Source organism: Halomonas sp. SL1, from assembly GCF_003030865.2.
Taxonomy (GTDB): Bacteria; Pseudomonadota; Gammaproteobacteria; order Pseudomonadales; family Halomonadaceae; genus Halomonas; species Halomonas halophila.
Window position 1 is genome coordinate 1 of record NZ_PYUQ02000003.1, and the last position, 14,720, is coordinate 14,720.

Here is a 14,720-nt window from a genome sequence, read left to right on the forward strand (position 1 = left end):
TGTGGGAGTTCCCATGCGAGAGTAGGTCATCGTCAGGCACTTATCCCGAGAAAACCCCGAGCCCAAAAGGCTCGGGGTTTTTTCATTCGGGTCGATGAAAAAGAGAAGGCAAGGGCGTTCCTGGAGAGCACCGGAGCGCCGGCCGGATCCCCGTCAGGCACTTATTACCGAGATAACCCCGAGCCTGAAAGGTTTGGGGTTCTTCATGTCTGGACGGTCGAACAGGGTGCCGAGACTGAGCCTGGATCGATATCCAAAAAAACGCCCCGTCCTCTTCAGGAGGGCGGGGCGTTCGTGGACGGGATGAAGCGCTAGTCGACGTGCTTGGTCTTCTCGGGTAGCAGCCCCTTGGGCGCGAAGCGCAGCACCAGGGTGATCAGCAGGCCGATCACGAACACTCGGGCCTGAAGCGCGCGGCTGTCGAGGCTGGCCGGGGCATCCCAGCCGAAGGTGCTCTCGCCGAAGTGCACGGCCAGCTCCATCAGGAACAGCGCCAGCGGCTCAGACATCAACCAGATGATGTACACCGCCACGGCGCCGAAGATGGTGCCCAGGTTGTTGCCGGGGCCGCCGAGGATGACCATCACCAGCACCAGGAAGGTGTGGTTCAGCGGCAGGTAGCCCTGTGGGTCGAACAGGCTGTTGAAGCTCGCCAGCACGGCACCGCCGATGCCCATCAGGATGCAGCCCAGCACGAAGATCTCCAGGCGGCGTCGGTTGATGTTCTTGCCCATGGCCGCGGACGAGATCTCGTTGTCGCGGATGGCGCGGATCATCCGCCCCCAGGGGGCGTGGTAGGCGCGGTGCAGCAGGAAGAAGATCGCCGCGATCACCACCGCCGTCACCGACAGGTACAGCGCGCGGGCCAGGGTGAAGCCGACTTCGGCGGGGCCGGGCACCGGCCAGGGCAGCGGCGATACGGTGGCGGTGCCGCGGGTCAGCCAGTCGGAGTTCTTGAGGAACGCCTTGATGATCTCGGCGATGCCGATGGTGGCGATGGCCAGGTAGTCGCTGCGCAGGCCCAGGCAGACGTGGCCGATGAAGTAGCCCACGCCGCCGGCCAGGGCGCCGCCGACGATCCAGCCGACCCAGGGCGGCAGGCCCAGGCCGCCGACGAAGCCGGCCTGGGACTCGATCTGCCCGGTCACGCCGCGGAAGGCGCTGATCACTACCAGGTAGAGCACCACGGCCAGCACCACGGTGATGACGGTGCGCAGCTTCTTCGGCACGCCGATGCGGTCGAGCCGCGAAGCGCCGAACACCACCAGCGCGGCGCCGACGATATAGCCCAGCACGACGCCGAGCTCGCCGGGCAGCTCGGAGTCCCAGAAGGCCTCGTTGACCGGCACGCTGAAGAACATGGCGCAGAAGCCGCCCAGGGCGACGAAGCCCATGACGCCGGCATTGAACTGGCCGGCATAGCCCCACTGGATGGTCAGGCCCAGGGCCAGGATGGCGTAGCAGGCGGCCTCGACCAGCATGCGGGTGCTGTAGGCGGCGCCCATGATCCCGTAGACGCCGAGCACGGCGATCAGCAGGGCCACGAAGATGACCACCTCGCGCAGCGGAAAGCGGCGCGGGGCGGCGACGGTATCGGTGCGTGTCGTGCTCATCAGATCACCTTGCCCTTGAAGATGCCGGTGGGGCGCCACACCAGGATGGCGACGAGGATGAAGAAGGGCACCACGATCTTGTACTCGGTGCCGACGAAGGCCAGGTTGCCGGGCAGCGACAGCCACTCGGGCAGGCTGTCACGGAACGGCCGGAGCAGGATGCCCCAGTTGAACACCGCCAGCGTCTCGGCGAAGCCGACCACGAAGCCGCCGGCGATGGCGCCGTAGGGGTGGCCCACGCCGCCGACGATGGCCGCGGCGAAGATCGGCAGCAGCAGGAAGAAGCTGAGGTCCGGCTTGAAGGTCACGTCCAGCGACAGCAGGGTGCCGGCGATGGCGGCCAGGCCGCCGGCGAGCACCCAGGTCACGGCAACGATGGTGTTGGTGTTGATGCCCGAGGCCTGGGCCAGCGAGGGGTTGTCGGACATCGCCCGCATGGCCTTGCCCAGCCGCGAGCGCGACAGGAAGAAGTGCAGTGCCACCACGCTGATCAGCGTCAGCGCGAACAGGTAGAGCTGCGGCTCGGTGATCACCACCGGCACTCGCACGCCCTCGATGGGCAGCGGAATGCGGAAGATCTCCTTGCGGTCGTCGACGTAGAGGCTCTCGCCGCCGGTGCCGGCGAACAGCCGGATCAGCCCCTGCAGCATCAGGGTCACGCCCAGCGAGGCGATGACCATGACGATCGGCTTCACGCCGTGGGCACGCAGCGGCTTGTAGAAGGTGCGGTCGATGCCCACCGCCAGCAGCGCGGTCAGCGCCATGGCCAGCGGCAGCATGATCAGCGGCGTGGGCACGCCGATGGCGGCGCCGGCCTGCGGGAAGAGGGTGGTCAGCAGCAGCACCATGAAGGCGCCGAAGGTCATCATGTCGCCGTGGGCGAAGTGGGCGAAGCGCATGATGCTGAAGATCAGCGTCACGCCCACCGCGCCGATGGCGTAGATCGAGCCGGCCACGCTGCCGGCGATCACCACGTTGTTGATGAAGAAGACGAGTTCGTTCACGGGGTCTCTCCGATGTGCCGTCGGGGCGGTCTCAGCCGCCGAGGAAGCTCTTGGCGACGTCCGGGTCGGCCAGCAGGGCCGCGCCGGTGTCGGTGAAGCGGTTCTGGCCGGCGGCCAGCACGAAGCCCTTGTCGGCGATGGCCAGCGCCTGCTTGGCGTTCTGTTCGACCATCAGGATGCCGACACCGGCGGCGTTGACCTCCCTCACCCGCTCGAAGATCTCGTTCATGTACAGCGGCGAGAGCCCGGCGGTGGGCTCGTCGAGCAGCAGCACCTCGGGCTCGGCCATCAGCGCGCGGCCCATGGCGACCATCTGGCGCTGGCCGCCGGAGAGCTCGCCGGCGGGCTGGTGGCGCTTGTCCTTGAGCGGCGGAAAGAACTCGTAGACCCGGGACAGCATGCGCTTGACGTTACCGGGCTTGAGGTAGGCGCCCATCTCCAGGTTTTCCTTCACCGAGAGGCTGGGGAAGACGTTGTATTCCTGGGGCACGAAGCCCATGCCCTTCTGCACGAGCTTGTTGGGCGGCAGGTTGTGGATGGGTTCGCCGCGCAGCAGGATCTCGCCCTGGCTGACGTGGAGCAGGCCGAACACGGCCTTGAGCATGGTCGACTTGCCGGCCCCGTTGGGACCGACGATGACGCCGATCTCGTCCGCCTCGATGGCCATGTCCACCCCGTTGAGGATGTTCATGCCGCCGTAGCCGCCGTGCACGTCGCGTGCGTCGAGTAGTGGCATAGCTGGTTCTCTGCGTTGTCGTTATCGGGCGGGATCCGGCCGCCCGTCGTTGTTGTTGCTGCGACGGGCATTCCTCGGGTGACGGGGAATGCCCTGGTGTCGCGGACCCGCTCCTTGAGCCCCGGGAGCGTCGGTGCCCCTAGGCCGCCGGAGAACCGAAGTAGGCCTCGATGACCTCGGGGTTGTTCTGGATCTCCTCGATGCTGCCCTCGACCATCACGCTGCCCTGGGCCAGCACGATCACCGGGTCGCAGAGCCGCGCGATCATGTCCATGTCGTGCTCGATGACCAGGAAGGTGTAGCCCATCTCGCGGTTGAGGCGCTCGATGTTGCCGACCAGGTCGCCGAGCAGGGTGCGGTTGACCCCGGCGGCGATCTCGTCCAGCAGCACGACCTTGGCGTCGGTCATCATGGTGCGGCCGAGCTCGAGCAGCTTCTTCTGGCCGCCGGAGAGGTTGCCGGCCAGCTCGTTGCGCACGTGGTGCAGGCCGACGAAGTCGATCACCTCCAGCGCCCGGCGCCTCACCTCGGCTTCCTCGCGTCGCACCTGACCCGGCTTGAACCAGGAGGCGAACAGGTTCTCGCCGGCCTGGGCGGGCGGCACCATCATCAGGTTCTCCAGCGCCGTCATGTTCGAGAACTCGTGGGCGATCTGGAAGGTGCGCAGCAGGCCCTTGTGGAACAAGGCGTCGGCGGGGCGGTTGGTGATGTCCTCGCCGTCGAAGAGGATCTGGCCCGAGTCGAGCGGCAGGGCGCCGGCGATGATGTTGAACAGCGTCGACTTGCCGGCGCCGTTGGGGCCGATCAGGCCGGTGATCGAGCCTTCCTCGACCTGAAGGGAGCAGTCGTTGATGACCTGGAGGCCGCCGAAGGCCTTGTTGACGTGTTGGACGTCGATGATGGCGGACATGGTGCCCTCGTTATGCATTGTTCATTGTTATGGGGTGGAGCGAGGGGCCTCATGAGCCGTGGCGCTCCACCAGGAAGCTGTGTGCGGCGGCGAAGGCGCCGACGATCACCGCCGCGCCGATGGCCGGAACCCAGTAGCCCTGTACCTGGGGAATGCTGCGCAGGAACACGAAGGCCACGGCGGCCGGCGCCACGAAGCGTACCAGCAGGCGCCAGACCCGGAACCAGCTCGCGCCGGTGCGCATCTCCTTGGTCACTTCGCCATGGGTCAGTACCCAGCCGGCGAACAGCGCGATCAGCAGGCCGCCGAGCGGCATGAAGATGTTGGTGAGCAGCTCCAGCACCGCGAAGGGGCTGCGGCCGAACAGCTCGTGGAAGGGCGAGTCGCTGGCCCAGGTGTTGAAGCTGAACACCGTGAGCAGGCCCAGCGCCCAGCTGGCCACCACCATGGCGGACACCGCCTGGGGGCGGCTGAGGTCGAAGCGCTCGACCAGGTAGGCGGCCACCGGTTCGATCAGCGAGATCGCCGAGCTCAGCGCCGCGCCCAGCACCAGCAGGAAGAAGACGGCACCGAGCAGCGTGCCGCCGGGCATCTCGCCGAAGGCCAGCGGCAGGGTGACGAACATCAGCCCCGGGCCCTCGGCCGGGTCGAGCCCGGCGCCGAAGACCAGGGCGAAGATCGCCAGGCCGGCGACCAGCGCCACGGCGGTGTCGACGATGGCCACGGTGAAGGCGGTGCCGGTCAAGGAGGCGTCGCCGGACATGTAGGCCCCGTAGGCCATGATGGCCCCCATGCCGAGGCTCAGGGTGAAGAACGACTGGCCCATGGCCTCCAGCCAGCCCTCCAGGCTCAGATCGGCCAGGTGGAAAGTGAACAGAAAGTCCGCGGCGGCGGCCATGTCGCCGATCATCACCGCGTAGGCCAGCACCACCATCAGGATCACGAACAGTGCCGGCATCAGGATGCGCAGGCCGTTCTCGATGCCGCGATGGACGCCGAGCCCGACGATCAGCGCCGAGGCGCCGATGAACAGGCTGTGGTAGAGCGCCAGCAGCGGCGGCGAGGCCAGCAGGACATCGAAGCTCGCGGCCACGCGCTCGGCATCGGCGTCGATCAGTCCACCGCTGAGCATCAGCCCGGTGTAATGAATCGCCCAGCCGGCGATCACCGAATAGAAGCTGAGAATCACGAAGGCCGAGACCGCGCCCAGCCAGCCGATGGATTCCCAGGCGCGGGAGGTGTGATGGGTGCGGGTCAGGAAGCGCATGCCCATGATCGGGCTGCGTCGGCTGTTGCGGCCGAGCATGGTCTCGGCGATCAGGATCGGGATGCCGACCGCGAAGATGGTCAGGGCGTAGACCAGCAGGAAGGCCCCGCCTCCGTTCTCGCCGGCCAGGTAGGGAAAGCGCCACAGGTTGCCCAGCCCTACCGCCGAACCGACGGCGGCGAGCAGGAAGGTGCCCTTGTGCGTCCAGACGTTGTTGGTGCTCATCGGTTCCCGGCGCTCGCGGCCTCGTGACTCGGGCCCCACGGCCACGAGCGGGCCATGGGGGCTGCGTGGGGCGGTGCCGCCCCATGGTCGTCACTGTGCGCCAGACGCGGGGTACTTGACCAGATGGCTAGCGTTTAGGGGCCGTTGGCGATGGCGGATGGTAATCCGGTCGCCGGCTCAGTCGGGAGCGTCGTCCGCCTCGGGGTGACGCGGCTCGAGCGCACGCAGGGCATCGGGCAGGCGCACGGTGTCGCCGAGCGCCAGGTCGCCGACGTGCTGCTCGCGGCGTCCGTTGTCGTCGGCGATCAGCGCAACCACCTCGCCGATGCTGGTGTCCTCGACGTGGGCGTCGACCCGCACCCGCACCGTGAAGCCGCGGAAGTGGGCGCTGATGATGCTGCCCTCGTGGGGCTCCGGGTAATCCTGGGGATGGTCCTGGTAGTAGCGCAGCACGCTGGCGCTGCCGGGATCGTCCCATTCGACGTGCTTGTGCATCGGGCTGGCCTCCATGGCGAATGCTGGAGCCTCAGCATAGTCCCCGGCCGGGGGGCGAGGCCACCGATGGAGGGAAAGGGCTGGCACGGCGGCCGCTGAAACGAAGGAGCCCGCCATGATGGCGGGCTCCTTGTGCGCAGCGAATCGCGGCGCTCAGACGCGCGGTGCGGCGAAGACGCTTACTTCTTCTTGGCGCGCTTGCGCTCGTTCTCGGACAGCAGCTTCTTGCGCAGGCGGATGTGGTTCGGGGTGATCTCCACCAGCTCGTCGTCGTCGAGGAACTCGATGGCCTGCTCCAGGGTGAAGCGGATCGGCGGGGTCAGCACCAGGTTCTCGTCGTTGCCGGAAGCGCGCATGTTGTCGAGCTTCTTGGCCTTGGTCGGGTTGACGACCATGTCCTCGGCACGGCTGTTGATGCCGATCAGCATGCCCTCGTAGACCTCGGTGCCGTGCTCGATGATCAGCTTGCCGCGGTCCTGCAGCGCGAACAGCGCGTAGGCCAGGGCCTTGCCGGAGACCATGGAGACCAGCACGCCGTTGCGACGCTCGACCGAGGCGTCCGGCTTGAGGTCGCCGTAGTGGTCGAAGCGGCTGGTCAGGATGCCGGTGCCCGAGGTCAGGGTCAGGAACTGACCGCGGAAGCCGATCAGGCCGCGCGCCGGGATGATGAAGTCGAGACGCACCCGGCCCTTGCCGTCGGGGTTCATGTTCTTGAGCTCGCCCTTGCGGTAGCCGAGCTCTTCCATGATGGCGCCCTGGTGCTGCTCCTCGCAGTCGATGATGACTTCTTCGTAGGGCTCCTGCTCCTGGCCGTCGATCTCGCGGATGATGACCTCGGGGCGGCCCACGGCCAGCTCGAAGCCTTCACGACGCATGCTCTCGATCAGCACCGAGAGGTGCAGCTCGCCGCGGCCGGAGACGATGAACTTCTCGGGGGAGTCGCCCTGCTCGACGCGCAGCGCCACGTTGTGGATCAGCTCCTGGTCGAGGCGATCCTTGATGTTGCGGCTGGTGACGAACTTGCCGTCCTTGCCGGCGAACGGCGAGTCGTTGACCTGGAAGGTCATGGACACGGTCGGTTCGTCGACGGTCAGCGCCGGCAGCGCCTCGACGGCAGACGGGTCGCACAGCGTATCGGAGATCGCCAGATCCTCGATGCCGGTGATGCAGATGATGTCGCCGGCGGTGGCTTCCTCGGTCTGCACGCGCTCGAGGCCGAGGTGGGTCATGACCTGGCCGATCTTGCCGCGGCGGGTGTTGCCTTCCTTGGAAACGACGGTGACCTGCTGGTTCGGCTTGACGCTGCCGCGGGTGATGCGGCCCAGGCCGATGACGCCGACGTAGCTGTTGTAGTCCAGTGCGGAGACCTGCATCTGGAACGGCGCTTCCAGCTCGACCTTGGGCGGCTCGACGATGTCGACGATGGCCTCGAACATCGGGCGCATGTCATCGCTCAGCTCTTCCGGCTCGGTGCCGGCGATGCCGTTGAGCGCGGAGCAGTAGATGATCGGGAAATCGAGCTGCTCGTCGGAGGCGCCGAGGTTGTCGAACAGGTCGAAGATCTGGTCGATGACCCAGTCGGGGCGGGCGCCCGGGCGGTCGATCTTGTTGACCACGACGATCGGCTTGAGGCCCTGGTCGAAGGCCTTCTGGGTCACGAAGCGGGTCTGCGGCATCGGGCCGTCGACGGCGTCGACCATCAGCAGCACGGAGTCGACCATGGACATCACGCGCTCGACCTCGCCGCCGAAGTCGGCGTGTCCAGGGGTGTCCACGATGTTGATGTGGTAGTCGCGGCCCTTGCCATCATCCCAGCGGATCGCCGTGTTCTTGGCCAGGATGGTGATGCCGCGTTCCTTCTCCTGGTCGTTGGAGTCCATGATGCGCTCCTGGCCTTCGGCCTTGCGGTCCAGGGTGCCGGACTGCTGGAGGAGCTTGTCGACCAGGGTGGTCTTGCCGTGGTCGACGTGAGCGATGATGGCGATGTTGCGAAGATTCTCGATCACGACGGGATCCTGCTGGGAAATTGGGGTGGCATTATAGGGTCAGGACCTCGACGCTACCAGCCTTGTAGCCGCCGGAATCCGGATCGTCGAGGTGTTTTTCGCCATGGGGCGCGTCGCACGGCGTCCGAACGGCGGAAGCGTCGGTTTGGTGCGCGAGAAAAGAAGGTGTGCACACGTTTGGTGCAAAGAGGCCTTCCAGGCTCCATTATGGGGCGTTCGGCACGGCCTGGAAGGCGTCATGAGCGGGCATGGTACGGGGTGGTCGGCTTTGCACTCTCATGGAGCAATTTTTTTCTTCTTTCTCTTCAGCTGTTTATAGATCGGTGTCGGCGTGCGTCGTCATTTTGGCACGTTGTATGCTTTGTTTCGGACAATGCCATGGTCGTGCATGGCGGCGTGGGCATCGCGCCGACGCCATGCTACAACGTCGACTGGACACACCCGCGACCGACGACAGACAGATTCAGCGGAATACCAACACCAGCCACTGTACCCTGGAGGACCTCATGTCCGAGAAGACTCTCGCCCTGATCGAAGAGCATGACGTGAAGTGGATCGACCTGCGCTTCACCGACACCAAAGGCAAGGAACAGCACGTCACCATTCCGGCCCGTGACGTCGACGAAGAGTTCTTCGAGAACGGTCAGATGTTCGATGGCTCCTCCATCTCCGGCTGGAAGGGCATCAACGAGTCCGACATGATTCTGCGCCCGGAAGACGGCACCGGCTTCCTCGACCCCTTCACCGAAGACGCCACCCTGATCCTGCGCTGCGACATCATCGAGCCGGCCACCATGCAGGGCTACGAGCGTGACCCGCGCTCCATCGCCAAGCGCGCCGAGGCTTACCTGCAGTCCACCGGTCTGGGCGATACCGCCTTCTTCGGTCCGGAGCCCGAGTTCTTCATCTTCGACGAAGTGCACTGGAAGGCCGACATCGAAGGCGCCATGTACAAGATCACCTCCGAGGAAGGCGCCTGGGCCACCGACCGTCAGGTCGAAGGCGGCAACCTGGCGCACCGTCCGCGCGTCAAGGGCGGCTACTTCCCGGTTCCGCCGGTCGACAGCTTCCACGACATCCGTGGCGCCATGTGCAACACCCTCGAGGCCATCGGCCAGTCCGTCGAGGTGCACCACCACGAGGTCGCCAACGCCGGCCAGAACGAGATCGGCGTCAAGTTCAACACCCTGGTGAAGAAGGCCGACGAACTTCAGGAAATGAAGTACGTGGTGCACAACGTCGCCCACGCCTACGGCAAGACCGCCACCTTCATGCCCAAGCCGCTGGTCGGTGACAACGGTTCCGGCATGCACGTCCACCAGTCCTTCTGGAAGGACGGCCAGAACCAGTTCGCCGGCGACGAGTACGCGGGCCTGTCCGAAATGGCGCTGTACTACATCGGCGGCATCATCAAGCACGCGCGTGCCCTGAACGCCTTCACCAACGCGTCCACCAACTCCTACAAGCGTCTGGTGCCGGGCTTCGAAGCGCCGGTCATGCTGGCCTACAGCGCCCGCAACCGCTCCGCTTCCATCCGTATCCCGTACACCGCCAGCCCGAAGGGCAAGCGTGTCGAGGCGCGTTTCCCCGACCCGACCGCCAACCCCTACCTGTGCTTCGCGGCGATGCTGATGGCCGGCATCGATGGCATCAAGAACAAGATCCATCCCGGCGACGCCATGGACAAGAACCTCTATGACCTGCCGCCGGAAGAAGGCAAGTCCATCCCGACCGTCGCCGAGAGCCTGGACCAGGCCCTCGAGGCGCTGGCCGAGGACCGTGCCTTCCTGACCGAAGGTGGCGTGTTCACCGACGAGATGATCGATGCCTACATCGAGCTCAAGGAAGAGGACGTCGAGCGCCTGCGCATGACCACGCATCCGGTCGAGTTCGACATGTACTACAGCTGCTGATGCCGCGCGGCGCCTGGCGCCGCGCTCCAGCACGCGAAAGGCACGCCCGAGGGCGTGCCTTTTTTGTGCGTCTTTCTTTTGCGTGTCTCGATGCCGCGGGCTGACCCCGTCATGGCCATCAGTGGATCAGCATGTGACCGACGATGCCCATGGCGAAGCCGAGCACTGCGCCCAGCGGCGGCCCCCAGTGGCGTTCGAGGCGGGCCTGGGGGGCCAGGTCCTGAAACACCGAGTAGAGGATGCCGCCGGCGGCGAACAGCATGATCGCGGCCACCGGGGTGGGGTAGTCGCCCAGCCACCAGAGCCCGCCCAGCCCCGCCAGCGGGCCCAGCCAGGCCATGGCGAAGAACAGCGTCAGCAGGCGCCGGGCCGAGTAGTGGGTGGTCTCGCGCAGCTCGCGATAGGCGTTGAAGCCTTCCGGCAGGTTCTGCAGCGTCATCAGCAGGGCCAGCAGCACGCCGCTGCCACCGCCATAGGTGAAGGCGGCCCCCAGAGCCAGGGCTTCGGGCAGGAAGTCGGAGAGCATGGCCGTCAGCTGGCTGGCGGAGGTGCCGTTGCGGTCGAGCAGGATGTCGATGCCCATGAAGGCCAGGCCGCCGGCGAGGAACCAGAGCATGGCCGGCCCCGGGGCCAGCGCCTCTAGGCTGTTGGGCACCAGCACCAGGGCCACCGCCGAGAGCAGGGCGCCGCCGCCGAAGGCGATGATGCCGTGGCGCAGCTCGTTCTCCAGCCAGTTCGGCCCGAGGCGTTCCACCTGGGCGACCCAGCCCCCCAACGGCATCGCCATGCCGGCCACCAGGGTCAGCAAGACCACTTTCTCCCATGCCTCCATGCCCGTCGCTCCTTGGCTGTTGGTGTCGCCGCCTCATCCTACTCTTCTTCACCCGGGGCGCGAACGTGGATTCCGTTCCGGGGCGACGGTGGGCTAGGCTTGGAGCAGGACGATGGCAGGCGCACGGCGCGCCGCACGGGACCGTCACGGAGCTCGGGAGAGACGCATGCACAAGGTTGTCATGACACTGGCGCTGGGCCTGGCGATGAGCCTGCCGGCCGTCGCGCAGACCATCTATCGCACCACCGATGCCCAGGGCAACGTCGTCTTCACCGACGACCCCGGGCGCGGCGGCGAGGCGGTGGAGCTCGATCCGCTCACCGTGGTGCCGTCGCGGCCGGTGCAGCCGCTGTCGAGCGCCTCGTCCGGTCGGCCCGAGAGCACCACGCGCTACGGCGAGCCTGGCCAGCCCTTCATGCCCTACGACGTCTTCGCGATCGCCTCCCCCGAGCAGCAGACGACCCTGCCTACCGGGGCCGCGGGCAACGTTCAGGTGCAGCTCGCCATCCGCCCCGACCTGCGCGACGACCATCGCGTGCGGCTGCTGGTGGACGGCCAGGTCAGTCAGTCCGCCATGCACACCGACACCTTCCTGCTCTCCAATCTCAACCGCGGTGAGCACCGGGTGCAGGCCGAGCTGCTCGACGCCTCCGGCGCGGTGCGCCACCGCACCTCGCCGCTGACGCTCTACGTTCAGCGGGCCAGCGTCAATCTGCCGAGCAATCCCAACAATCCCGCCAACCATTAGCTGCCCCCTCGCCGGCCGCATCGACCGCTGTGTCCGGATGGCTCCCCGAGGCCCTGTATCCCACCGCCGGCGCGTGACGACGGGCACTTCGATGCCTTCGATCACGCCGACCGGGTGAGCGAGGGCAGCGCCTTCCGCCATGCCGAGGCGCTGCGCGGCGATCGTCCGCCCGGAAGCGATCGCCGTCGGCACGGCCATGAAGCATGGCGAGCGCATCACGCCCCGCGAGCGCACTTCAGGAAGCCGCTCGAGCCGGAGTGAGCGCTGCCTCGCAGTGCGTGCACCAGCGTGGTGCACTACCATGGTGCATGATCCCCATGTCGGATCAGCTGGGAGGCGACGCCATGCCGTCTTCCCCAAAGTGGCGCGCTTCTTGCAGCACATGAGGGAGGCGCCGCATCGTTTCGCCGCCGGAATGCACCAACGGGAATGCCTTCATGTATCAACGCCTGATGGAACACCTCACCACCGCCGTGCTGCTGCTGGATGGCCGGCTGCAGCTGCGCTGGATGAATCCGGCGGCGGAGGCGTTGCTGGCATTGAGCCGCTCGAGGGTCACCGGCCTGCCGCTGCCGGGGCTGGTGAACTCGGATGACGATATCGGCGAACTGCTGGCCAAGGCACGCGACGAGTTCCATCCCTACACCCAGCGCGAGGCGCGCCTGACCCTGCCCACCGGCGACGCGCTGACGGTGGACTACACCGTCACGCCGCTGTCGGCGGACGAGCTGCTGATGGAGCTGGAGCCCCGCGACCGGCTGCTGCGCATCTCACGCGAGGAGGCGCTGCAGACCCGCCAGGAGACGATCAAGGTGCTGGCGCGGGGGCTCGCCCATGAGGTCAAGAATCCGCTGGGCGGCATCCGCGGCGCCGCCCAGCTGCTGGAGCGCGACCTGGGCGACTCCCAGCTCACCGAGTTCACCCGCATCATCGTCGAGGAGGTCGATCGGTTGCGCGACCTGGTGGATGCCATGCTCGGCCCCCATCGGCTCAATCGTCCCGAGCCGCTCAACATCCACAAGGTACTGGAGCGGGTCCGGGCCCTGGTGTCGGTGGAACACCCCGAAGTGACCTTCACTCGCGACTACGATCCCAGCCTGCCGGATCTGATGGGCGACGAATCCCAGCTGATCCAGGCCATCCTCAACGTGGCACGCAACGCCGTGCAGGCGATGACCGAGGCCGGCATCGAGGGTCCCACCCTGGTGCTGAAGACCCGCGCGCGTCGCCAGTTCACCCTCGGCGCCGAGCGCCATCGCCTGGTCTGCCAGGTGAGCCTCATCGACAACGGTCCCGGCATCCCCGAGGAGCTCAAGGAGACGCTGTTCTACCCCATGGTGTCCGGCCGCGCCGAGGGCAGCGGCTTGGGGCTGTCGATCGCCCAGTCGGTCCTGCACCGCCACCAGGGGCTGATCGAATGCGACTCCCGGCCGGGCCAGACCGAATTCCGACTGCTGATACCGCTGGAGACATCCCATGACTGAAGCCGCACGCGTCATGATCGTCGATGACGATCGCGCCATTCGCTGGGTGCTGGAGCGCGCTCTGGCCCAGCCCGACCTCGAGGTCGAGAGCGTCGAGCGTGCCGACCGGATCCTCGAGCGGCTGCTCGAGGATCCGCCCGACGTGCTGGTCACCGACATCCGCATGCCGGGCCTGGACGGCCTGGACCTGATGGCGAAGGTGCGCGAGGCGCATCCGGAGCTGCCGGTGATCGTGATGACCGCTCATTCCGACCTCGACAGCGCGGTGGCCTCCTATCAGGGCGGTGCCTTCGAGTACCTGCCCAAGCCGTTCGACGTCGACGAGGCCCTGGCGCTGGTGCGCCGCGCCGTGGCCCATGCCCGCGAGCGCCAGCGCCCGGTGCACGCCCCCGAGGGGCTGGACGCCGAGATCATCGGCGAGGCGCCGGCCATGCAGGAGGTGTTCCGCGCCATCGGTCGGCTGTCGCAGTCGCACATCACGGTGCTGATCAACGGCGAGTCCGGCACCGGCAAGGAGCGCGTCGCCCAGGCGCTGCATCAACACAGCCCGCGGGCCGGCAAGCCGTTCATCGCCCTGAACATGGCGGCGATCCCCCGCGACTTGATCGAGTCCGAGCTGTTCGGCCACGAGAAGGGCGCCTTCACCGGCGCCACCGCCCAGCGCCAGGGGCGCTTCGAGCAGGCTGATGGCGGCACCCTGTTTCTCGACGAGATCGGCGACATGCCCGCCGAGACCCAGACCCGCCTGCTGCGGGTGCTGGCCGACGGCGAGTTCTACCGCGTGGGTGGCCACACCTCGGTGAAGGTCGACGTGCGCATCATCGCCGCCACCCACCAGAACCTGGAGGGGCTGGTCGAAGACGGCCGCTTCCGCGAGGACCTGTTCCACCGCCTCAACGTCATCCGCATTCACCTGCCCAAGCTCGCCGACCGCCGCGAGGACATTCCGCGCCTGGCCCGCCACTTCCTGGCCGAAGCCGCCAAGGAGCTCGCCACCGACGTCAAGGTGCTGACGTCGGAGGCCGAGACCCACCTGACGCGGCTGGCCTGGCCGGGCAACGTGCGCCAGCTGGAGAACACCTGCCGCTGGCTGACGGTGATGGCCTCCGGCCGCGAGGTGCTGGTCGAGGACCTGCCGCCGGAGCTGCGCGAGGCCGACGAGGGCGGCGCCGCCGGCGACTGGCGCCTGGCCTTCCGCGACTGGGCCGATCGCGCGCTCGCCGCCGGCCACACCCATCTGCTGGAGGAGGCGGTGCCGGACTTCGAGAAGATCCTCATCGAGACCGCGCTCAAGCACACCGGTGGACGCAAGGGCGAGGCCGCCGAACTGCTTGGCTGGGGGCGCAACACCCTGACCCGCAAGCTCAAGACGCTGCTGCCGGAGATGGCGGAGGACTGAGCCGCCGAGCCGCTGGGCTGGGGGCGCAATACGCGCTCTCTCAAGGGCCGGCAAGCTCAAGACGCTGCTGCCGGAGATGGCGGAGGAT

Annotated in this window: 12 protein-coding genes; 4 read left to right on the plus strand and 8 right to left on the minus strand. The window is 67.1% G+C overall.

The genetic code is table 11. The annotated features are described in order from the left end of the window. Positions 1 to 311: 311 nt before the first annotated feature. The 7 genes from C9J49_RS00635 to typA form a co-directional block, all read right to left on the minus strand. Positions 312 to 1,613 carry a branched-chain amino acid ABC transporter permease gene (locus C9J49_RS00635; protein ID WP_046078511.1) on the minus strand — a complete coding sequence of 434 codons (1,302 nt, stop codon included), beginning with the start codon at positions 1,611 to 1,613 and terminating at the stop codon, positions 312 to 314. Next, entirely contained in the window at positions 1,613 to 2,617 is a 1,005-nt protein-coding gene (locus C9J49_RS00640) for a branched-chain amino acid ABC transporter permease (protein ID WP_046078510.1), read from the minus strand. The genes C9J49_RS00635 and C9J49_RS00640 overlap by 1 nt, the downstream gene beginning before the upstream one ends. 31 nt (positions 2,618 to 2,648) lie before the next feature. Further along, on the minus strand, positions 2,649 to 3,353 hold the full coding sequence (locus C9J49_RS00645) for an ABC transporter ATP-binding protein (protein ID WP_107181121.1): 705 nt from the start codon (positions 3,351 to 3,353) through the stop codon (positions 2,649 to 2,651). Positions 3,354 to 3,492: 139 nt separating this feature from the next. Beyond that, positions 3,493 to 4,263, minus strand: coding sequence for an ABC transporter ATP-binding protein (locus C9J49_RS00650; protein WP_046078509.1), 771 nt, complete (start codon positions 4,261 to 4,263; stop codon positions 3,493 to 3,495). A gap of 49 nt (positions 4,264 to 4,312) precedes the next feature. Continuing rightward, the gene (locus tag C9J49_RS00655; protein ID WP_107181122.1) at positions 4,313 to 5,755 is read right to left on the minus strand and encodes a sodium-dependent transporter; all 1,443 of its coding nucleotides are present in this window, start codon (positions 5,753 to 5,755) and stop codon (positions 4,313 to 4,315) included. Positions 5,756 to 5,932: 177 nt separating this feature from the next. Further along, on the minus strand, positions 5,933 to 6,250 hold the full coding sequence (locus C9J49_RS00660) for a hypothetical protein (protein WP_107181123.1): 318 nt from the start codon (positions 6,248 to 6,250) through the stop codon (positions 5,933 to 5,935). Between the two features lie 179 nt (positions 6,251 to 6,429). Continuing rightward, the gene (gene typA / locus C9J49_RS00665; RefSeq protein ID WP_046078507.1) at positions 6,430 to 8,256 is read right to left on the minus strand and encodes a translational GTPase TypA; all 1,827 of its coding nucleotides are present in this window, start codon (positions 8,254 to 8,256) and stop codon (positions 6,430 to 6,432) included. Between the two features lie 506 nt (positions 8,257 to 8,762). Between typA and glnA the strand changes: the two genes are divergently transcribed. Further along, positions 8,763 to 10,169 carry a glutamate--ammonia ligase gene (gene glnA / locus C9J49_RS00670; RefSeq protein ID WP_035595733.1) on the plus strand — a complete coding sequence of 469 codons (1,407 nt, stop codon included), beginning with the start codon at positions 8,763 to 8,765 and terminating at the stop codon, positions 10,167 to 10,169. Between the two features lie 118 nt (positions 10,170 to 10,287). Here glnA and C9J49_RS00675 read toward each other — a convergent pair whose 3' ends face one another. Beyond that, the gene (locus C9J49_RS00675; protein WP_046078506.1) at positions 10,288 to 11,001 is read right to left on the minus strand and encodes a ZIP family metal transporter; all 714 of its coding nucleotides are present in this window, start codon (positions 10,999 to 11,001) and stop codon (positions 10,288 to 10,290) included. A 166-nt stretch (positions 11,002 to 11,167) separates the two neighbouring features. Between C9J49_RS00675 and C9J49_RS00680 the strand changes: the two genes are divergently transcribed. The 3 genes from C9J49_RS00680 (at position 11,168) to ntrC (ending at position 14,632) form a co-directional block, all read left to right on the plus strand. Then, complete coding sequence (locus C9J49_RS00680; protein WP_046078505.1) at positions 11,168 to 11,749, plus strand: DUF4124 domain-containing protein; 582 nt, start codon at positions 11,168 to 11,170, stop codon at positions 11,747 to 11,749. A gap of 437 nt (positions 11,750 to 12,186) precedes the next feature. Continuing rightward, complete coding sequence (gene glnL / locus C9J49_RS00685; RefSeq protein WP_035595739.1) at positions 12,187 to 13,233, plus strand: nitrogen regulation protein NR(II); 1,047 nt, start codon at positions 12,187 to 12,189, stop codon at positions 13,231 to 13,233. Then, positions 13,226 to 14,632, plus strand: coding sequence for a nitrogen regulation protein NR(I) (gene ntrC / locus C9J49_RS00690; protein ID WP_107181124.1), 1,407 nt, complete (start codon positions 13,226 to 13,228; stop codon positions 14,630 to 14,632). The genes glnL and ntrC overlap by 8 nt, the downstream gene beginning before the upstream one ends. The last annotated feature ends 88 nt before the right edge of the window (positions 14,633 to 14,720 follow it).

Excerpts from the sequence above, each read along its gene's own strand:
- C9J49_RS00635 (WP_046078511.1), bottom strand. The coding sequence starts at position 1,613 with ATGAGCACGACACGCACCGATACCGTCGCCGCCCCGCGCCGCTTTCCG.
- C9J49_RS00645 (WP_107181121.1), bottom strand. The coding sequence starts at position 3,353 with ATGCCACTACTCGACGCACGCGACGTGCACGGCGGCTACGGCGGCATG.
- C9J49_RS00650 (WP_046078509.1), bottom strand. The coding sequence starts at position 4,263 with ATGTCCGCCATCATCGACGTCCAACACGTCAACAAGGCCTTCGGCGGC.
- C9J49_RS00655 (WP_107181122.1), bottom strand. The coding sequence starts at position 5,755 with ATGAGCACCAACAACGTCTGGACGCACAAGGGCACCTTCCTGCTCGCC.
- C9J49_RS00660 (WP_107181123.1), bottom strand. The coding sequence starts at position 6,250 with ATGCACAAGCACGTCGAATGGGACGATCCCGGCAGCGCCAGCGTGCTG.
- glnA (WP_035595733.1), top strand. The coding sequence starts at position 8,763 with ATGTCCGAGAAGACTCTCGCCCTGATCGAAGAGCATGACGTGAAGTGG.
- C9J49_RS00675 (WP_046078506.1), bottom strand. The coding sequence starts at position 11,001 with ATGGAGGCATGGGAGAAAGTGGTCTTGCTGACCCTGGTGGCCGGCATG.
- C9J49_RS00680 (WP_046078505.1), top strand. The coding sequence starts at position 11,168 with ATGCACAAGGTTGTCATGACACTGGCGCTGGGCCTGGCGATGAGCCTG.
- glnL (WP_035595739.1), top strand. The coding sequence starts at position 12,187 with ATGTATCAACGCCTGATGGAACACCTCACCACCGCCGTGCTGCTGCTG.
- ntrC (WP_107181124.1), top strand. The coding sequence starts at position 13,226 with ATGACTGAAGCCGCACGCGTCATGATCGTCGATGACGATCGCGCCATT.